Source organism: Alkalicoccobacillus porphyridii, assembly GCF_007293315.1.
In the GTDB taxonomy this organism is placed as follows: Bacteria; Bacillota; Bacilli; order Bacillales; family Bacillaceae_D; genus Alkalicoccobacillus; species Alkalicoccobacillus porphyridii.
In genome coordinates, this window is record NZ_VLXZ01000018.1 from 1 (window position 1) to 19922 (window position 19922).

24 protein-coding genes are annotated in these 19922 nt (G+C 41.2%); 2 read left to right on the forward strand and 22 right to left on the reverse strand.

Annotated features, from left to right (window positions below; translation table 11 throughout):
• Positions 1–323: 323 nt before the first annotated feature.
• Positions 324–551 carry a hypothetical protein gene (locus FN960_RS19085; RefSeq protein WP_143850470.1) on the reverse strand — a complete coding sequence of 76 codons (228 nt, stop codon included), beginning with the start codon at positions 549–551 and terminating at the stop codon, positions 324–326.
• A gap of 119 nt (positions 552–670) precedes the next feature.
• Between FN960_RS19085 and pdaB the strand changes: the two genes are divergently transcribed.
• Complete coding sequence (gene pdaB, locus FN960_RS19090; RefSeq protein ID WP_143850471.1) at positions 671–1432, forward strand: polysaccharide deacetylase family sporulation protein PdaB; 762 nt, start codon at positions 671–673, stop codon at positions 1430–1432.
• Between the two features lie 23 nt (positions 1433–1455).
• Here pdaB and FN960_RS19095 read toward each other — a convergent pair whose 3' ends face one another.
• On the reverse strand, positions 1456–2070 hold the full coding sequence (locus tag FN960_RS19095) for a KinB-signaling pathway activation protein (protein ID WP_143850472.1): 615 nt from the start codon (positions 2068–2070) through the stop codon (positions 1456–1458).
• A gap of 144 nt (positions 2071–2214) precedes the next feature.
• Here FN960_RS19095 and gerD point away from each other — a divergent pair, with 144 nt between their 5' ends.
• Positions 2215–2823 (forward strand): spore germination lipoprotein GerD, encoded by a 609-nt coding sequence (gene gerD / locus FN960_RS19100; protein WP_143850473.1) that lies wholly within the window; start codon positions 2215–2217, stop codon positions 2821–2823.
• Positions 2824–2876: 53 nt separating this feature from the next.
• Here gerD and salA read toward each other — a convergent pair whose 3' ends face one another.
• The 20 genes from salA to truA form a co-directional block, all read right to left on the reverse strand.
• Positions 2877–3932, reverse strand: coding sequence for an iron-sulfur carrier protein/transcriptional regulator SalA (gene salA / locus FN960_RS19105; RefSeq protein WP_143850474.1), 1056 nt, complete (start codon positions 3930–3932; stop codon positions 2877–2879).
• Between the two features lie 82 nt (positions 3933–4014).
• Positions 4015–4728, reverse strand: coding sequence for an N-acetylmuramoyl-L-alanine amidase CwlD (cwlD, locus tag FN960_RS19110; RefSeq protein WP_143850475.1), 714 nt, complete (start codon positions 4726–4728; stop codon positions 4015–4017).
• A 78-nt stretch (positions 4729–4806) separates the two neighbouring features.
• Positions 4807–5244 carry a DUF2521 family protein gene (locus tag FN960_RS19115; RefSeq protein WP_185971113.1) on the reverse strand — a complete coding sequence of 146 codons (438 nt, stop codon included), beginning with the start codon at positions 5242–5244 and terminating at the stop codon, positions 4807–4809.
• Between the two features lie 86 nt (positions 5245–5330).
• Positions 5331–5831, reverse strand: coding sequence for a hypothetical protein (locus tag FN960_RS19120; RefSeq protein WP_143850477.1), 501 nt, complete (start codon positions 5829–5831; stop codon positions 5331–5333).
• A 91-nt stretch (positions 5832–5922) separates the two neighbouring features.
• Positions 5923–6729 carry a DUF817 domain-containing protein gene (locus FN960_RS19125; RefSeq protein WP_143850478.1) on the reverse strand — a complete coding sequence of 269 codons (807 nt, stop codon included), beginning with the start codon at positions 6727–6729 and terminating at the stop codon, positions 5923–5925.
• A gap of 19 nt (positions 6730–6748) precedes the next feature.
• Positions 6749–6964 (reverse strand): helix-turn-helix domain-containing protein, encoded by a 216-nt coding sequence (locus tag FN960_RS19130; RefSeq protein ID WP_143850479.1) that lies wholly within the window; start codon positions 6962–6964, stop codon positions 6749–6751.
• Between the two features lie 11 nt (positions 6965–6975).
• The gene (locus FN960_RS19135; RefSeq protein ID WP_143850480.1) at positions 6976–7455 is read right to left on the reverse strand and encodes a DUF2975 domain-containing protein; all 480 of its coding nucleotides are present in this window, start codon (positions 7453–7455) and stop codon (positions 6976–6978) included.
• Positions 7456–8315: 860 nt separating this feature from the next.
• Complete coding sequence (tkt, locus tag FN960_RS19140; RefSeq protein ID WP_143850481.1) at positions 8316–10310, reverse strand: transketolase; 1995 nt, start codon at positions 10308–10310, stop codon at positions 8316–8318.
• A gap of 58 nt (positions 10311–10368) precedes the next feature.
• Complete coding sequence (gene alsE / locus FN960_RS19145) at positions 10369–11058, reverse strand: D-allulose 6-phosphate 3-epimerase (RefSeq protein WP_143850482.1); 690 nt, start codon at positions 11056–11058, stop codon at positions 10369–10371.
• A gap of 31 nt (positions 11059–11089) precedes the next feature.
• Positions 11090–12193, reverse strand: a complete 1104-nt coding sequence (locus FN960_RS19150; RefSeq protein ID WP_143850483.1) for a PTS fructose transporter subunit IIC — start codon at positions 12191–12193, stop codon at positions 11090–11092.
• A gap of 26 nt (positions 12194–12219) precedes the next feature.
• Positions 12220–12672 carry a PTS sugar transporter subunit IIA gene (locus FN960_RS19155; protein ID WP_143850484.1) on the reverse strand — a complete coding sequence of 151 codons (453 nt, stop codon included), beginning with the start codon at positions 12670–12672 and terminating at the stop codon, positions 12220–12222.
• A 22-nt stretch (positions 12673–12694) separates the two neighbouring features.
• On the reverse strand, positions 12695–13012 hold the full coding sequence (locus FN960_RS19160; protein WP_143850485.1) for a PTS fructose transporter subunit IIB: 318 nt from the start codon (positions 13010–13012) through the stop codon (positions 12695–12697).
• Between the two features lie 12 nt (positions 13013–13024).
• Positions 13025–13459, reverse strand: a complete 435-nt coding sequence (locus FN960_RS19165) for a PTS sugar transporter subunit IIA (protein WP_143850486.1) — start codon at positions 13457–13459, stop codon at positions 13025–13027.
• Positions 13449–14942, reverse strand: a complete 1494-nt coding sequence (locus FN960_RS19170; RefSeq protein WP_143850487.1) for a BglG family transcription antiterminator — start codon at positions 14940–14942, stop codon at positions 13449–13451. Before FN960_RS19170 ends, FN960_RS19165 begins: the two co-directional genes overlap by 11 nt.
• 741 nt (positions 14943–15683) lie before the next feature.
• On the reverse strand, positions 15684–15851 hold the full coding sequence (locus tag FN960_RS23380; protein ID WP_143850488.1) for an LPXTG cell wall anchor domain-containing protein: 168 nt from the start codon (positions 15849–15851) through the stop codon (positions 15684–15686).
• 174 nt (positions 15852–16025) lie between these two features.
• Positions 16026–16919 carry a hypothetical protein gene (locus FN960_RS19180; protein WP_143850489.1) on the reverse strand — a complete coding sequence of 298 codons (894 nt, stop codon included), beginning with the start codon at positions 16917–16919 and terminating at the stop codon, positions 16026–16028.
• A gap of 216 nt (positions 16920–17135) precedes the next feature.
• Positions 17136–17804, reverse strand: coding sequence for a DNA alkylation repair protein (locus FN960_RS19185; RefSeq protein ID WP_143850490.1), 669 nt, complete (start codon positions 17802–17804; stop codon positions 17136–17138).
• A 322-nt stretch (positions 17805–18126) separates the two neighbouring features.
• A complete protein-coding gene (gene rpsI, locus FN960_RS19190; RefSeq protein WP_143850491.1) occupies positions 18127–18519 on the reverse strand; it encodes a 30S ribosomal protein S9 in 393 nt (130 codons plus the stop codon).
• A 20-nt stretch (positions 18520–18539) separates the two neighbouring features.
• Positions 18540–18977, reverse strand: coding sequence for a 50S ribosomal protein L13 (rplM, locus tag FN960_RS19195; protein WP_143850492.1), 438 nt, complete (start codon positions 18975–18977; stop codon positions 18540–18542).
• Between the two features lie 171 nt (positions 18978–19148).
• Positions 19149–19913 carry a tRNA pseudouridine(38-40) synthase TruA gene (truA, locus tag FN960_RS19200; RefSeq protein ID WP_143850493.1) on the reverse strand — a complete coding sequence of 255 codons (765 nt, stop codon included), beginning with the start codon at positions 19911–19913 and terminating at the stop codon, positions 19149–19151.
• Positions 19914–19922: the final 9 nt, after the last annotated feature.

Genomic DNA, 19922 nt, shown 5'->3' on the forward strand with positions numbered 1-19922 from the left:
CAGCGTTCGTCCTGAGCCAGGATCAAACTCTCCATAAAAGTGGATGAGCTGATTGCTCATTGCTGACTTGCTTTGCGTAGTAAAACTACGACTTTCTATTACTATGAGATATCGTGTATCTCTTCGTACGCTTGGCTTCTGTTCAGTTTTCAAAGAACTTCTGATCGCTGTGGCGACCTTTACTACTCTACCTTAGAGCAACTCGAAAGTCAATTCTTTTTTTTAGAAAAAATTATTGACCACCGTTTTGACTCCTCGGCGGTAATTAAGAATATACCACGCTTCGATAAAAGACGTCAATCATTATTTTCGAAAAATAATTTTCATTTTATTTTGGAATTATTTTTTGCAAGAGCATATTTCATCTGATCCCTTGGCGTCCCAAATCGTTTATATAATCCATAGAGAATCTCATACTTCTCATCCATCACATTTTTTACTACTTGATCGATACGCGGATCCGACAAATCTAGCAGGATTTCCTCCATCTCTCTCTTTAACATATACTCCACTTCTCTGGCCTCTTTTGTAGTCAACATCATCCCAAGCATCCATTCACCTCTTCATTCAAACAGCATAGCTCTCAGTCTTTTCTTGTTTTCATCTTTTTATTCATATCTTGTCCGCTTCTGCATAAATTGAGTACAAACCATATGAAGGGGCGAGGAAGGTGAATGGAATCTGGGTTATTAACGCAAAGAATTGGAGAGCCATTACCATTATCTTAGTAGCAGCTTTTTTTGCCGCGGGCTGGATTTATTTAGAACGTAATACGATGAGTGTATTTACGACTGAAAGTGGGCCACAAGCTTTCTATCGAGCGGAAACAGATACTAAAAATATTGCGTTAACCTTTAATGTAAGCTGGGGCGAAGAAAGATTAACGCCTATTTTAGATGCACTGGAGTTAGAAGGTGTGGAACAAGCAACTTTTTTCATCTCCGCTTCGTGGGCAGAGCGTTATCCTGAATTAGCTGCCGATATTCATAAGCGTGGGTTTACGATAGGAAATCACGGCTATCAATATAAGAACTATGATACGTGGGAGCAAGACAAAGTAAGCCAAGATATCGTCCGGTCCCAACAAATTCTAACTGAGCTAGCAGAAGAGAAGCCTGCCCTACTCCGTCCACCGAATGGGGCTTTTAATCAAGAGGTTCTAAGCATAGCTGATAAACAAGGGCTAAGTATTATTCACTGGAGTGTGGATTCAAAGGATTATCAAAACCCGGGCACCGAAGCGATTGTTCACAACGTGCTTGATCAAACCCAGCCTGGGGATGTCATTCTTTTTCATGCATCTGATACAGTGAAGCAAACAGATAAAGCCTTACCAGAAATCATTAAGGGGCTCCGGGACAAAGGATACACCTTCTCTTCTATTGAAGAAATGATGACGGGTGCAGACTCTGAAAGCAGCGAGGTTCAATAAATAAAAAAAAGTCCTGAGATCACTCAGGACTTTTTTTGAATTGATGGGTCTGCACCGGTGCCCGTTAGCCTATGTAGAACTAACAGCTGCCACGTATTAGCAGCAAGTAGCGGCGCAAAATAGATCCAAAGCCATTTAGGGTCATTCGCCGTAAGGGCAGGTACCCATTCGATGGAGGTTACTACAATAATAAAAAATAATGCTGGAATAAAGGCTTGGCGGTTTGTCGCTTTTGCTTTTAATGCTGCGACAATTAAGCCATATATAAACAAAAGGACTGGAATGATGAGATAGGACCACATGCTCTCTCCACTTTCGGCAAACGCAGCATACCGCAAGTAAAATAAATCAAAGAGGACAAAGGCAATAATGATTACTTGAATGCGATTCCATAATCGAACGGATTTAAATATCCCTAATCCAAAACGGTGTAAGGTCAGATAAGCGAAAAAACCCATCTGCGCAATCAAGCTAAAGGCTGCGCTAATTCCAAGCGCCCAAATGACTCCCCAGAAAAGATTCGCTAATCCTTCGTTAAGGTAAAGAGAGTAATTTAAAGCAACTCCTACAATGCCTCCACTAATACTACCGACTAGCAGAGTGCTCCAAAATAAAAATACAACTTTACGGCTGTTCACGATGTATCCCCCAATGTGTATGTAACTATCTTAATTGTACCAACGAGGCGGACAGGTTTCCACAACTAATATGAAAGCCATGAATATTCTTGTCTATTTCATCTCAAATTAAGAAGAGAAGAAATGATAAGGGAGGATTCTAAAATGGGTAAAGGTTGTTGGGCGGTTGGCTTGGGGATTGCGTTGCTCTTAACCGGCTGTGCAAATAATGATACAAGCAATCATTCAAATACAAGCTACGATGGAACCAAAAAAATGATGGTGGACATGTTAAAAACAGATGAGGGAAAAGAAGCCATTCACGAATTAATGACCGAGGAAGATATGCGCGAGGAATTTGTGATGGATACTGACATGGTTAAAGCAACCATTGAACAAACACTTACCTCCGAAAAAGGTAAAGCCTACTGGCAGGAGATTATGAAGGATCCCCAGTTTGCGAAAACCTTTGCCGAAAGCATGCAGCAGGAAAACGAGAAAATGCTAAAGACCCTTATGAAGGACCCAGAATACCAGGGAATGTTAATCGACGTGTTAAAGGATCCCGAAATGGAAAAAGCCGCGCTTGAGTTGATGAAAACAAAAGAATATCGCGAGCAGCTAAACAATGTGATGAAAGAAAATTTTGAGAGTCCTTATTTTCAGGAGAAGCTTAATGAAATGTTAAAAAAGGTAGCTGAAGAGTCTAACAAGTCTGATTCGGGTAAGGATGAGGGCGGAAACGATAACTCTAATGAATCGAGTAACCCTTAATGATGACAAAAAAGAAGTGGCCACATCCATATGGGGTCCACTTCTTTGCATTTTTACCGTATTGGTTTGTTCAAAACCTTCTTAGCGACTTCCGTATAGATGATTCCAATAGGATGCTCCGGTCCGTAGATAGATGGGGCAAAATCATCCTCATCAATCTCGGGTTGACCAAGCGGAATATGTCCTAGTACCTCTGTTTTTAGCTCCTCAGCAAGCCTAGTGCCTCCACCGGTACCAAACACGTATTCACGTTCCCCTGTAGATTTACTTTCAAAATAAGACATGTTCTCGACTACACCAAAGATCTGATGATTGGTCTTAATCGCCATTGTACCCGCACGAGCTGCAACAAATGCAGCTGTTGCATGAGGCGTCGTGACAAGAATCTCTTTAGATTCCGGAATCATCGTATGCAAATCAAGCGCAACATCCCCGGTACCAGGCGGCAGATCCATAATCAGATAATCAAGCTCTCCCCATTCTACTTCAGAGAAGAATTGGTTAATCATTTTTCCAAGCATTGGACCACGCCAAATCACCGGTGCATTGTCTTCCACAAAAAAGCCCATAGAAATAACCTTCACGCCAAAACGTTCAACTGGATAAATGCGTTCGTTATGTACCACAGGGCGCTCTTCAATCCCCATCATATCCGGGACACTAAAGCCATAAATATCCGCGTCAATAATACCAACTTTTTTCCCAAGTCGTCTTAATGCAACAGCAAGGTTAACAGAAACCGTTGATTTCCCAACGCCTCCCTTACCACTTGTCACTGAGAGAAAGACCGTTTTACTCTCTGGAGAAAGAATAGCTGGTCCTTCAAATGGCTCTTCGCCTAATCCACCAAGTGCTTCGATTTCTTCACTGCTTAACTCTGTAAAACGAAGACCCACAGAGTCAGCCCCTTCTCCCTTGAGAATGTTGACAACTTCTTGTTGAATTTCCATTTGATCAGAGGTGCCTGTTCGAGCTAAGGCAATTTGTAGTCTGACATTATCACCATCAAGACTAATCTCGCGGACTCCTCCTGTTTCGGTAATGCTTTTATTTAGATCGCGATCTTTCACGCGGGTGAGCGCTTCCACAATGGCAGCTTCTGTTAACACATATATCCCTTCCTTCATCAAGCTTCTTGTGTCTCAAGTATAGCACAAGACCCGAAGCGGCTTAAACCAATAAGGCTGGAGACTAGTTAGGAGCCTCCTCGCCGGAATAATAACGAAGGATTCCTTGATAAATAGAGGCTGCCACACTTTCCTGGTATTCATCTGTTTCTAGTAGCTGAGCTTCATCTGGATTCGATAAAAAACCAGCTTCAATTAACGCACCTGGGATCTTGGCTTCTTTTAGCAGGTACACGTGCTGAATCGGCTTAGCCACCCGATTGGTATTAGCCAAATTCCGCACTAATTCATCTTGGATTAACTTGGCCACCACTTGGTTCTGCGGATCATTTAAATGATAAAATGTTTGCGCGCCACGCCATCTCGGTGAGGGTATGGCATTTAAATGAATGCTGATAAACATATCAGCATCCGATTCATTTACGAGTTCTGCTCGACGCTTAAGGTCTTCGGTTTTTCGTGTTCGAATTCGTTTAGTATCCTCATTCGCAAGATCCGCATCTGTTTCTCTAGTTAAAAGCACAATGGCGCCAGCTTCCTGTAAATAATCACGTACCTTCTTGGCAATTTCAAGCGTGGCATCCTTTTCAAGGTAGCCTGTATTTGATGTTGCGCCTCCATCCATGCCACCATGCCCTGCATCAATTACAATGACACGCTGTGACAAAGGCAAATGCCAACCAATTGATTTATCACTCTGAAGCTGATCCTGTATGATATAAAATAAAGCCGCTGCGCAGAGCGAACCTATAATAACCTTCATCCATTTTAAACGCATGTCCCATCCCCCTTATCCCATTCCCTAACACAGTATATTGGGACAAGGTCGAGATTATGAACACGAGTTTTTAGTAATTTAGTGAAGCTTCATTCGATAGCGCTTGGCCCCCATCTGAAAGCCCTTTTGCCATAATTGATCCACGTAGACATCACAAGCAATCCCCAGCTGGTCCCCATAATGCTCCCCCGACTCTGTCCAGCACATTAACAGGTTAAACATATCGAAGGAAAGGTCTGTGAGTTCATCTTCCGCTCGAGATTTGGCCTGCTGTTCATTCTCTCCGTATTGATAAAATCGGCTATACCCGGCGCCAAGTAAATAAGCATCTATGCCGATGTCTAGGCTAGGGTCTACAAGCATCGGGCTATCAATGAATTGCTTGGAAAGACTACTTGCAAAGGTTTGTTTGTATTGATGTTCAATATCTTTTAATGTGATGTCTTGCAGCAACTTCCGCTCAAAATTCCAACGTTTTTCGCGTCTTTTATCTGCTAATGTCTTAATGACGTCCATCCTAACCACTCCTCTCATATGTGTAGTATTTGATGGAGTGGTGTGTCACATGCAATGGAAATCATTCCAGTAAGGTTAGGTTACATTTATTTATAGGATGAAATCCATATATTCCAGACTTTCTCTTCTCTCATCCACAGTGTCAGCTCTATTTTATTTTTGCGATCAATGTAGACTACTGCGTCCCCGAGTCCCATTTCCTTATATGTGTAATAATTTTGACCGTAGGTTTGTAACACTTTTTCTTTTGTATTACCTGTTGTGATAGTAGAAGTTAAGCGTAATTGTTCTCCTGAAGAAATAGAGATAATCTCTTGTTGATCATTCGTAGATATAAAAGCATCCTCACTTGAATAGCTGTATCCACTTGACTCTTTTCTCTTTTCATAAGAGTCAAATAAATCAAGATCTGACTTATTTAAGGGTTCATGTATTAAAAATGGTCCTAGCGCTTCTCTATCTAAATTCGTTGATGCTGTTAACATTTTTCCAACAGGGAAGAAAAATGAAAAGAATAAAATACTAAGTGTAACTATACCTACCAAAGTAATAAGGGATAAACCTAAAAGAATTCTCTTACGTGGCATTTATTCTTCACCTACGCTTTCGGGACTCACTTAATGGCTTTCCATTTATTAGCCCGTAACCAAATGCTAATTGACATGCTTTAAAGTTAAATCATGCTCCCGCATCTTTGCCTTTTACTAACTTTAATGTTGCCACAATTAAAAAGCTCACGATAACAAGCAATAACCATGAACTAATTTTGCTTAGGTGGACGAGGCTCCATACGTCTGTTTGGTTTGGGTATTGCCAGGCGCCGAAGAAGGTGGCGATGTTTTCGGCAACCCAGATAAAAAAGCCAATCAATATAAACGAAAGAGCAATCGGCATTCGGTAGCGCTCTTCTCCTACCTTATAGGAAACCCATGATTTCCAGAAAACGATGATTACAAGGCCGGAGAGCCACCAACGTACATCAATCCAAAAGTGATGGGTAAAGAAATTCAAGTAAATCGCTGCTGCAAGTGGAACAACAAGTAAAAAGGGAGGCCACTTAATCAGTTGAATGTCTAATCTCCTCCACGCCTGGCATAAATAACTGGCTACACTCGCATACATGAACCCGCTGTATAATGGTACTCCTAAGATCTTGAAGAATCCTTCCTCCGGATACGCCCAAGACCCCATCTGTACTTTAAATATCTCAAGGGCTAGCCCAATGATGTGAAATAGCGTAATTACTTTTAGCTCATCCTTTGTCTCGAGTCCAGAGCGCAACATCCACCACTGCATTCCTAGGCAGATCAAAAGCAACCAATCATATCTCGGCAAAAAGGGAAGAGGAATGACTTGCGTTAGTGCGAGCGATGCGAAAATGACAACAGGAAAGAGGCAGGACATCGCCTGCTCCCAGCCAAACCGAACAAGCTGCAGAATTCCACCAAGTATTCGCGTTTCCATCCTCTGAATAAGTACGTTCATGGATTAACCTCCCTTATGATCAGGACTGCTTATCACTTTTGTATTCTAAAATATCCCCAGGCTGACATTGCAGCGCTTCGCATATCGCCTCAAGTGTCGAGAACCGGATAGCTTTAGCTTTCCCGTTTTTTAATATGGAAAGGTTCGCCATCGTAATCCCGACCTTCTCTGATAATTCGGTAACACTCATCTTTCGTTTCGCTAGCATGACATCAATATTTATAATCATGGTCATAGTCGATCACCTCAGACCGTTAAGTCGTTTTCTGACTTGATTTCAATAGCATTTTTCAAGAGCTTCTTTAATACAGCAGCAAACACCGCTATGACTGTGGAAGCAAATAGAATAACGAGTCCAAGAACAATAATTCCTGGTGCATCGTCCGCTTCGGCCACTAGATAAAAAATTGGTAGTGACAACACATAACAGCCACTTATCACGACAGCACATGTTGTGATATGTGTCAGTGCTTGAATGGCTCCATTAGTGAAGGTTTCATTCTTATCAATATAACGAAGAAGCTTTATTGCTTGATATAACGCAATAAAAAATGCGACAGCCGTTATGTATAACCCGGCCATAACCAAAAAGCGCCAATGCGCAAGCGTCGGATAAAAGATGGAGGCTTGGCTGGCAATGAGCGGCACCCAAAATATACATAACGCCAGGACAGGGGCACCAATTAAAAACACAGCTACCTTCAAAAATAGAGTTTCCCTCTTCATATATACACCTCATTTACATTAGATCAATTAGAATATATCATTTCATTTATCGATAAACAATAAATTTTTAACGATATATAAGATTTTTTTATTGAAATATACAAAAAAAGCAACTGGGGAAAACTGTTAATCCAACTTATAACACGTACATTGCAACAAATCCGCTACAGGAGAAACCTACGCTTTCCACGGGAACGGCCTCAGCCCTTGAAGTGAAAGGGCGCCACTTCAATGTCTTCAGACGCGTTCTGTTCCGTAGGAGTCTCCGGTTTCTCCTTCCGCTCTTGTTCCCGGTCAGACAAATGACCAACATTCCTGACCAAAGAAAGGAGGGCTGTTTTTTTGTTTAATAGAAGGTTCACTATCATATAAAGCTTCTTTTTCAGTAGCCTTGGTAAAAAGGTTCAATTGATATAAGACGGCAGAGCCAGTTAGCTCAGGTACTTCCTCGGTAAGTGTGCCTCATTTTTGGGAGCGAAGATCGAAGAACCCATACTCAGACATGCTCCAATTCCCTTATGTACATCTGCAAGTAAATAAGTTGAAAAGCTATCTGGACTCCACGTAAGTCACCTCTCATATCCTTGATGTCCGCCACTCAGCAAGCGGACGAAAATGGAGGGCCGACACCTGCGGGATGAAAAGGTTCAATGAGATAAATCGACGGAGTCGAGTTAGCTCATTACCTTCCCGCGGTAAGCGTGCCCCCATTTTCGGGAGCGGCAGCGATACACCTACACTCAGATAACCTCCAATCCTCTATGTACAATAAAAAAGCCGAAAAATGAATGGAGAGACTCCAACATTCTTCAGCTTTTAGATTAGTTATAATTCTTTTGTCCTAACCCTTTAATTCATTCTTACAGCTTTTTAAAAGCATCTTGAATTGCTTCACTTGTGAAACCAAATTCACGAACGATTCTATTTCCAGGAGCACTCGCTCCAAAACGATCAATAGACAATGAAGTGCCTTGATCACCGACATACTCTTTCCAACCAAACTTAGAGCCCATTTCTATGGAGATACGTTTTGTCACTGTTTTTGGTAAGACAGATTCTTTGTATTCCGCTGATTGAGCTTCAAATAAATCAAAGCTTGGTAAGGAAACAACAGATACATCGATTCCTTCTTCCGCTAATGCTTTCTGCGCATTAATCGCTAAGCTTACTTCTGACCCAGTGGCAATCAATATTCCTTCCGGCGCACCACCTTTTTGAGGGGAAATCACATAGCCGCCTTTTGCTACATTCTCATCTGCGTGCTCTTTAGTCCCTTCAATAACAGGTAGATTTTGACGACTAAGCACTAATATCGTTGGTGTTTCCTTTGATGTCATCGCGATTTTCCATGCGGCACGTGTTTCATTCCCATCAGCTGGGCGAATGACATGAACATTTGGCATCGCACGTAAGCTCGCCAATTGTTCTACTGGTTCGTGTGTAGGTCCATCTTCTCCTACTGCGACCGAATCATGCGTCAGCACATAGGTTACAGGAGCCTTTTGGATCGATGACAACCGCACTGCTGGTCGTAAGTAATCAACAAACACAAAGAACGTGCCACCATAGATAAAGGTTCCTCCATGAAGCTGAATGCCGTTCATAGCACACGCCATCGTAAATTCTCGTACACCGAACCAGATGTTACGTCCTTCATAATGATCCGCTTGAAAGTCTGTCTCTGCCGCCACCATCGTATTGTTAGAGGCAGATAGGTCCGCAGAACCGCCCCATAGGCTTGGTACCGTTTTAGATAAAGCTTGAAGCATGTCCTTACTTGATACACGACTTGCTTGGCTTTCACCTACCTCATAAGTCGGAAGCTCACTGTCCCAGCCTTCAGGTAACTCACCAGCAAATGCTTGTTTGAACTGCTTAGCTAATTCAGGATGTGCCTCTGCATACTCGTCAAACATGTTGTTCCATGCTTCCTCTGCTTCTTGACCACGGTCTTGAATCGTTTCTTTAAAACGAGCAGCCGCTTCATCCGGAACCGTAAATTCCGGATACTCCCACCCGTATGCTTTTTTCGCTGCTTCCATTCCCTCTACGCCGAGTGGTGCGCCGTGAACCGATGACGTACCTGCGTTTGGTGCACCAAAACCGATGACTGTTTTGACCTCAATTAAGGTTGGTTTATTTGTTTCAGCTTTTGCGTCTTCAATCGCTTTAGAAATGGCCTCTAAATCTGTACCTTCTTCAACTAAGATATGCTGCCAGCCATTCGCTTCAAAACGTTTCCCAACTTGTTCAGTGAACGCCTTAGAGGTAGGTCCATCCAATGAAATATCATTCGAATCATATAGAACAATCATTTTGCCTAATTTTAGGTGGCCTGCAAGGGATGCCGCTTCCTGTGACACACCCTCCATTAAATCCCCATCCCCACATAAGGCGTATGTGTAATGATCCACAACATTATAATGATCGCGATTATAGGTTGCCGCTAAATGGGCTTCTGCCATTGCCATGCCAACTGCCATCGCGATGCCTTGTCCAAGCGGACCCGTTGTTGCTTCCACTCCATCCGTATGCCCTACCTCTGGATGTCCTGGCGTTTTACTGTCCCATTGGCGAAAGCTTTTTAAGTCATCCTTGGTGACTTGGTACCCTGCACAATGCAGCATGCTATATAACAAGGCAGATCCGTGCCCCGCTGATAAAACAAAGCGATCACGATCCACCCAGCTACGTGAGGTAGCTGGATTTATTTTTAAGTGCTTGGTCCATAAGGCATACGTCATGGGGGCTGCTCCCATTGGCAAGCCCGGGTGGCCAGAATTTGCTTTATCGATGGCATCTATACTTAGTGTACGTAGCGTATCTACGCCGAGTTGGTCAATGTTATCAAACATATTTTATCCCTCTAATCTAAGAAAAGAGGCTGTTTACATGCCAGCCTCTTTAAAATTTTTATACGATTGCTTTTCCAGTCATGTCTTCATAATCTTTACTCATGATTTCCCAAGACTTTGCGATATCATCATCTAAGCCGAATAACCCGCTACGGCCTACGATATAGATATCAGGGCCGGCTGCATCAATCTTTTTAAATGATTTTCGGTTAGACGAACCATCCATCTCAATCACGTACTTATAGCCTTTTTCTTCACGTAATTTTCTTAACGCCACAATCTTCTCAAGTGTATTATCAATAAAACGCTGACCAGCAAACCCAGGATCCACGGTCATAATCGTGATCTTATCAACTAACTCAATATAAGGAAAGATGGTCTCAATCGGCGTTTCTGGATTTAGAACGATCCCTGCTTTTAAGCCTGCGTCCTGAATTTGATCAATTAGGCGAAAAGCTAAACCATCCAGTACTTCCGCATGCATGCAAATCCACTCGCACTTCATATCAATTAGCTGTTGCACCCAAAAGCTTGGCTCTGTCACCATAAGATGAACAGACATGGGTAAGTCACTAATCTTACGTACCTCATCAATAAACCATGGAGACAGCGTAATGTTCGGTACATAATGCCCGTCCATGATATCAATATGATACGAATCAACATGATCATTCAGAAACGTAATTTGCTCTTTAAATTTATCTAAATCCATCGTCATGAGTGATGGCGAAAATTCTACTTTCTTCATGTTCATACTTCCTCCTCAAAACTTGTTTCCATTAGGTAATCTTAATATCATCGAGACTAATGTCTTCTTCTTCCAGTACTTTCTCTGTAACTGCATCTTCTGCCGACACGTTTCTCTTAATAAGAGCTAAAGCGATACCAGTTACAAGGACGTTCACCAGTATGGCTACCGCACCTGTCCAAGGCTGTGTCATCGTTGGCAACATCAAGACCCCACCAAATGGCACAGTTGCATCGGCTCCAAGAACCATAGACGTGGCTCCACCTGCTGCTCCACCAATCGCAACGGCAATGATACAGCGCACGATATCGTTCATCACAATAGGGATGACACCTTCAACAATATTGACAACACCCATTGGCACAGCAGATTTTAACGTTTCCGTTTCTGCAGTTGTATAAATATTTTTACCAAATACTTTCGCTAAGAAGTAAGCTAACCCAAATCCAATTGGAGTCGCTGTGTTTACTAATTGCAACGCTGTAATCGGTCCATTAATCCCTTCCGCTTGCATCGTTAATACAAAGGCAAAGACGGTTTTGTTAATTGGGCCCCCAAAGTCAACGCCACTCAGGATCCCAACAATTCCACCAAATACGAGTAACGAGGACGAACCTAAGCTGTTTAGCGCACCCGTTAATAGGGCTGTAAAACCAGAAATCGGAATACCGATAATGTAGACCATGATTAACCCACCGAGAAACGAGGTTAAAAACGGAACGATTAACGTTGGCATTAACCCTCTCGCCCATTTTGGAACTTTGACACGTTTTAAAATAGCTAAAGCAAGAAAACCTGCTACATATCCACCTAAAATACCACCAATGAATCCAGCACCAATTGCATTAGCTGTTAAACCTACAACAAATCCTGGAGCAATTCCTGGCTTTCCGGCAATTGAATAAGAAATCCCCGTTGCGATTACGACAGGTAGTAGCCCGAGTCCTGCCCCACCCATTGTGGCAAGCGCATCCCAAATGGAGAACTGACCTTGAACAAGCTCGCCTTGGCTTGTCCCTCCAAATGCCATTCCGATCGCAATTAAGAAACCGGCACCACATACAATTGGAATTAAGTATGAAATGGCTGTTAATAAATGACCTTTAAGATTTAAACTTCTTAAAAATTGCTTCATCTTCTATCCCCCTAGGATGATCTGTTTTAATTACATAAAGCCTCTTGCACTTCTTCAGCACTTTTTGACTGAAGCATGCTCTCTATCACTTCATCGTTACCTAACTTCCTTGCAAACATCGATAATAATTTCAGATGGGTTTGTGCGCCGTCATTCTCTTTTCCAACAGCAAATAGGATAATTCCTTTTACACCTTTACCATCAAGTGTTTCCCATTCGATTTCTTCCTGAGTAATGCCAATGGCTACTCCAATCTTATGAACAGCCTCACTATTTCCATGAGGAATCGCAATGTAATTACCGATTCCTGTCTGGCCTACTGCTTCTCTTGCATAAATATCTTTCAGAAATGTATCCACATCAGAAATATATTCATTTTGCAGTAATACCTCGGCTAACTCTTGTATGGCATCTTCTTTGCTTTTAGCTTTTAAATCAGCTTTGATTGTGTTTAAATCGACAATGTCTTTGACTTCCATCTGATTTCTCCCCATCCATCCGTTATTTTTGTTGATTTACGACTTCTACCGCTTTCTCAACTAATTTATTTGGTGATTTCACAGCAATTTCTGTTGGGACTTCGATGATTCGTTTCCCATCAAAACGCTCTCTTCCTGAGATCTTGACATCTGCAGCGATAATGACGATGTCTGCCTCAGCGATTTGCTGTTCTGTTAGCTCACTTTCTGTTCCAATGGTTCCTTGCGTTTCAATCGCAATATCATGTCCCGCTTTCTTACCAGCGTTCTGTAATTTTTCCTGTGCGATATATGTGTGGGCGATTCCTACTGTACATGCTGCTACTCCTACGATTTTCATTAAAAATTCCTCCTAGTATTTTTTGATTACTTTATAAAGCATGTCCTTATCTTGAATCGTTACTAATTGATTTACATAATCATCATCCGCTAATGTTCGTGTGAATGCGGCGATGTCTTTCTTTATTTGTGCGCTTTCATTTTCCTTTAAAAGAATGACAATCAATAATCGAATATCTTCTGTCTCGGCATCCCACGTTTGGATGGGTTCAGCTAAGCGAATAAACACGATCTCACTCTTCTTGATGTGAGTGCTTTCAAGATGAGGTAGCATCACATGCTCAGCGATTAATGTGCTGCCTGCTTGCTCTCGTTGATTGAGCTGCTGGATGGTTTCTTTTTGTGAAGCTTCATCATTCGAGACAAGACTGGAGATAAACGAGTACACATCTTCTTTTGTCTTTAGATCCATATCAACATACACGTGATAGAAAGAGTTATTGTCCATGGTAGATCTCCTCTATCTTGCTCTGAAGTCTCTTCTGGTCATCCAGCGTAAACATTGCACTTACTAATAAATGATGCATAGAAATATCACCTTTAAGATGAACGGTACTTAGGATCAAGTCAGCACCTGGGTATTTCTCCTTCACCATTTGCATGTTTTGAGAAGCAACTAAGTCCACAATGTCTAGCTCAGGAAATTTCTTTGATACCTTTGCTTTTAATAGCTCTGATGTTCCAATTCCAGTCGTACACATGATGAGCGTTTTAATCGGTCGTTGGTGCTGCCCTGTAACCATGACTTTGGCAAAATAGAGCGTAATAAATCCATTCTCATCGTCATTTATTGAGGGTAGGTCACACGTGTTACTTACTGACTCAGATACATGAGTGACACCTGTGAATACATCTCCGTACGTCACCTTGATCTGACTCAACAAGCTATTTTTCACTCGAATGTTATAATCTAATCTGTTTAGCATCGGTTTGATATGATTTGCTAAATCAATAAAAATCGACTGACTTTCGATCTCGATTCCGAGATATTGACTCATGCCCTCAATATAAGCGTTCGTCACTTCTACGACCTTTGGTGTAAATGTGGTCGTTATAGCAAGTGACCCCTGCATTCGCGATGAGACCAGATACTGATAAAGAAAGTAGATCTCAATCTTCGGCAAGGAGCTGTTCAGATAGATTTCAATATTATGAACCACATCCTTAGCAACCGGATACAAAATAACGTCTCTTGTCATACTATCCATCTCATCATCGGAAACCTTATCCTTAAACAACATGGCAGGCACTTTTCTTGAGCGACTTAGCAATATATAGAGATGTGAGAAGATATTTACGTTATACGGGTACGGAATCGTGATATCTAACTCTTTTTCGATGTTTCTTAATTGACCCAGAATAAACAACACGTCATATTTATTGAAGTTAAGCTCTTGATTGTTTTTTAAATCATCGAGATCAATTGCATGAAAAATTTTGTTGGTTTGTTTGATGGCTTTCCGAATATCTGCTTCTTCCCCTAAAATGGCTAGCTTCCTGTCTTTTCGCTCTAAGACTAAATTGAACGCTTTCAATTCCTCGCCCATGATTTGTTCGTCATTAGAAATGACCGAATCGCCTACATAATATTCGCTAAATAAGTCGTAAATATTGATCGGCTTAGGAGAAGACAGCAATAGCTCTTCCATAATGCGATTACGTCTCTCGCTAGGAGAGCGATAATTTTCCTTGTATGTGTTATTGCTTTTTTTATAGCTGATAAAGTTTTCGTAATCTAATGTATATCCTCTCCCTCTCTCTGAGATAATTAAGGGTTTGTCCATATACTCATCGTTAATTTTTTTGATTAAACGATAGACGGTTTTTTGAGAAATCTTTAGTTCTTCTACTAATTCCTCCGAGGTAACGTAACTTTGACTTTTCGAAAGGAACAATAGAAGATCTTGTTCACGGTTATTCTTTGAACTCACAGCTACGCCTCCCTTGTGTTTATAGTAACTGACCATTTAGAAAACGCTTCCTTTAAAAATGACCGTTGCAACGGTCATTTTGTTGGTGGGTGGAAATGAGCGTTGGTATGAGGAATATGGTTAGTATGTGAAGGTGGCCAAGTTTTATCAAGACACGGGCAAAGTGGCTAGGACAAACGACCACAAAAATGCCGAACAACGTGGTTAGACACATTGTTCGGCTATTTTATGCGGTTTCTTTGCTGCCGCTCCCGAAAATGGGGGCATGCTTACCGCGGGAGTACCTGAGCTATCACGACTACGTCGATCTATCTCAATGAACCTTTTTATCGAGGCCACTGAAAAAGTCATGTAAGAGCGATCTGAATGGCGCCGCTACAGGAGAACCCTAGCACCCGCAAGAACGGCCTCAGCCCTCAAAGTGGAAAACCACCACTTCGATGTCTTCAGACGCGTTCTGTTCCGCAGGAGTCTACGGGTTCTCCTTCCGCTAATGCTCTGACTTAAACAATTGAAGAACGTTCGCAGTTTTATAAAGATCGTTTTTCAGTGACCTCCTTTTCATCCCGCAGGTGTTGGCACTCAATTTTCGTCAGCTTGTATGTTGATGGTCATCTAAATGACTACTGATGATATAGAATTTAACTCTGTAGATTTTGCTTTGCTCTGTCCACACACAAAAAGAGACTCTCATCCTAAATAGGTGAGAGTCGTTTAATTTAAATATTTTCATGTAACTCTCTACGATAACGATTTAGCTTTTCTTCTTTTTATGAAGAGGAAGACCACACCACTTATGATAAGTAAAACTCCTGCCAATAAATACACATAGAGATTCATCGCAGTTTCTGGTAGTTTTTGTCCGCCTTTTTTAACAGGTGGTTGTTCGGATGCTCCGCCATCGGTCACATTGATTGGGTTCTTTTTTATGTCCTTAGGATCTTTGGGATCGGTAGGTTCTTTTGTGTCCTTAGGGTCTTCAGGAATGACTGGGTCTTCTCTTACTGTAATCTAATAAAGCTTTCAAGCATACAGTGCTTGAAAGCTAACTCTGATGCCATGACTGTTCGGTAAAGCATATAATTATTCACCATACTTCTTGATCATTTGATCGATAACCTCTAAGTTATATTCTTTTTTTTCCACATCATCTTCGTCATAATTACCAGCTATTCCATAGAAATAATCATCGTCTTCCCATAACCATTCTACATATAATCCGTCATCTATCATCTTTACATCTTTACCCTGGTTAGTCGTTTTATTTTCTATATCTATATAATCTCGTATTTCAAATTCTTCCGCAGTTACACTTATATCAATCGCATCATATTCGCCCGCATCCGGATTGCGATATCTCACTGAAAATGTGTTTAAGCTTCCATGGCTAATCCATAATTCTGAGACATTGTAAGCTGATTCATGATTATCAAAAAATTTAACATCCTCATAAGAAAAACCCAACGCTTCTTTTAATTCATCCTCTGTTAAATCTTCATCCCTAAATTCCAAAGCATCTAATTTTTTCTTCGCATCTTCTATTTCCATTTCACCCAATCGTATCTCTGTTTTCATACCATCATCGTAATGTACAAAGCTTTTGTAATTATATCCCATATCACCCAATGTTCCTTTCATGCCATTAGGTAACTCATAATCCTGTTCATCTTTTTCAAACTCTGTTTCTACTGATGTCTCCAACATATGTATCTCAACTTCATCTTCTTCTGATCTAAGATCATAATCACCTGATTTATCAATACCTATTATAAAACTCCCGTCTTTTAACATTCTGTCTGTATACTTATTTGCTTCTACTAACAAACTTTCAAATAGGTCTTTCTCCGTTAAAACATCACTTTGCTCTTCATCATTATTGCTAGTAGCATGATTGGATGTGCCTTCTGAACTGCACCCCACTAGTAATATAAATGTCGTTAAAAATAATATGAATCTTAACCTCATCGTTTTCTTCACTCTCCAAATTTTTAATCAATTGAACAAGTTGATGTTTTATTCCTAACATCTAGAACCATTCTATTTATTTATACTAACTTAAGATACCACCAATTTCCAGATAGAAGGGTCTTATCTGAATATAAAAAATCCCTGAAACAATTACATGAGTACTAATTGTTTCAAGGATTTTGATATGATTTCAAATCAAACCCTGATGAATTTTTTTAGTGGTACCTACTTATTCATTCGTTTGTTCACTTCAATCGTAATGAACTCCGGCAAGTAATCAGGAGTACATCCTTTTGATACCATGTCACCTTTGTAAAGACCTGTATTCTCCCCTATTTTCATACAACGTGCACGAAACTCTTCACCATACACGCCGATCCAGCCTGCGGTGAAATTCATAGCCCATTGAACTTCCGGTTCTTCCTGCGTAATAGTAGCTTCTATTGCAGCTAGCAATTCTTCAGTGTTATCGGGTGGTGTTTGTCCAGTCCATCTTAATCTCGCTTGATAATACCAGAAAACCCGCCTTTGAAGAGCAGAAGGACTGTTGTGCCATGACTCTATCAATGCAATATTCTTCTTAGTTTTGGTGAGCTGATTAGCCATTAACCAATCCATTAAGTTATTTCGCTCATCCAATGTGTGAGTCTGCATATCCTTATCAAGCTCATCTAGCTCATCTTGTGTAAGAAGCGTCTTATCCATAATTAAAATGGCTAATAGCCTGGGCAAAAATTCTTCCGTGGACCAAAGCTCCATCGCTAGTTCATGATTTTTTTTTACTTCTTTCGCGATTTTTCGTAAGTCTCCTAGCTTCGTTTTACTATTGATCTGAGATAGAATGTTTTCTGCTTTTGAAGAACGTTGTATTTCTATGCTTTTATTTTTATCCATTTTGATAACCCTCCTCATTAATACGCTATTTATAATATGTCATAGGCGGAATCTATCTATAACTACAATTCGATAAAAGTCTTATTACAATCAATTTTAACATAACAATGTAAAAGAAGATGGTAACGAACTGATTCACAGAACAATTGCATTTGTGGAAATGACTATCTAGAATTTATGCCAGAAAAAAGCACCAGCAAAATGCAGATGCTTTAAATCTGTTAAGTCTTTCATAAACTTCAAGCCGATTTGAACCAACATGAACCAAAAAACCCTCCCTGCTCCAAGAGCAAAGAGGGGAAACATTGATATAACCAGTATATTAACGTTTTGAGAACTGAGGTGCGCGACGTGCTGCTTTAAGACCGTATTTTTTACGCTCTTTCATACGTGCGTCACGAGTCAGGAATCCAGCAGATTTAAGAGCTGGACGGTTTTCTGGATCTACTTTAAGAAGTGCACGTGAGATACCGTGACGAATAGCACCAGCTTGACCAGTGAATCCACCGCCGTCTACGTTTACGTGTACATCATATTGTCCAACAACATCGATCTCAACAAGTGGTTGTTTAACGATAAGCTTTAGTGTTTCAAGACCAAAATACTCATCTAGAGAACGACCGTTTACTACGATATTTCCATCACCGGGAACAAGGCGTACACGTGCAGTTGAGTGCTTGCGACGACCTGTGCCGTAATATTGTACTTGAGCCAAAGTAATACCCTCCTAATCGATTAACCGCGAAGTGTGTAAACTTCTGGTTTCTGTGCTTGATGTTTGTGTTCGCTACCTGCATATACGTGAAGCTTCATACCTTGAGCACGGCCAAGAGTATTCTTTGGAAGCATTCCTTTTACAGCTAGTTCAATCATACGCTCAGGCTTGTTGTTACGCATGTCGTTAGCAGTTGTTTGCTTAAGACCACCTGGGTGATTTGTGTGACGGTAGTAGATCTTACCGTTTAATTTGTTACCTGTTAGTTCAATCTTTGAAGCGTTGATAACGATCACGTGGTCACCAGTATCGATGTGAGGTGTGAACGTTGGTTTGTTTTTACCACGAAGAATTGACGCAACTTCAGAAGCCAAACGACCAAGTGTTTGACCTTCAGCATCAACAATTAGCCATTTACGGTCTACTTGACCTGGCTTAGCCATATATGTTGTACGCATGGATTGTCCCTCCTAAGAACATGATTCTATTCAGTACTCTTACAATAAAATGTTAAGTTACATGACCATTCCGTAACCCGGGGCTTGTGGGTCTTAAGAATTACCATTTAACATCATATAATAATTAGCTAGCAAAGTCAACACAATATAATAAAAACTCTGCCGGGTGTTTCATCTTTTTTCTGCACTGGTAAACATAGGCTGAGCATAGCCTACAGACCATAGATATAAGCCATGAGCAGGAGCTGTTTTGCCTGCCGCTCCTCTATCTTCGGCAGCGATAATATGCTGCATGTCTTCAGGGGCACGCTTTCCAGCTCCAATCTCAAGTAATGTGCCCACAGCAATGCGGACCATGTTATACAAAAAGCCATTACCAGCTAGAATAAATGTTAGTTCTTCATCATCCTCAACAATGTCACACTGGGTCACCGTTCGCACCTTATCAACGACAGAGGTATTAGCTGCACAAAAGGAGCTGAAATCATGGGTACCCAGAATATGTTCTGCCGCTGCCCTCATGTGAGTCACATTAAGAGATGTTGGAACAAAACTAGCACGATTTCTGAGAAAGATATCCTCCCGCTTTGTTACTTTGTAGCGATATTGCTTACCTACAGCTGAATATCTAGCGTGAAAGTTAGTAGCCACATGCTGGCTGGCACTTACTCGAATATCAGCAGGTAGTAATGGGTTTACAGCCTTTGACCACCGGAGCGAAGGGATCGTCAGCGGGCTATCAAAATGAATGACCTGTCCTTTGGCATGCACTCCTGCATCTGTTCGGCCAGAGGCAGAGACATGTACAGGCTGTCCCTTGTGCAGCTTCTTCAGTGCTGCTTCAAGCTCTTCTTGCACTGTTCGTCCATTAGGCTGTACTTGGTAGCCAGAAAAACCGGTACCGATATACTCTATCCTGCATGCCACTCTCTGCATAAGATCCCT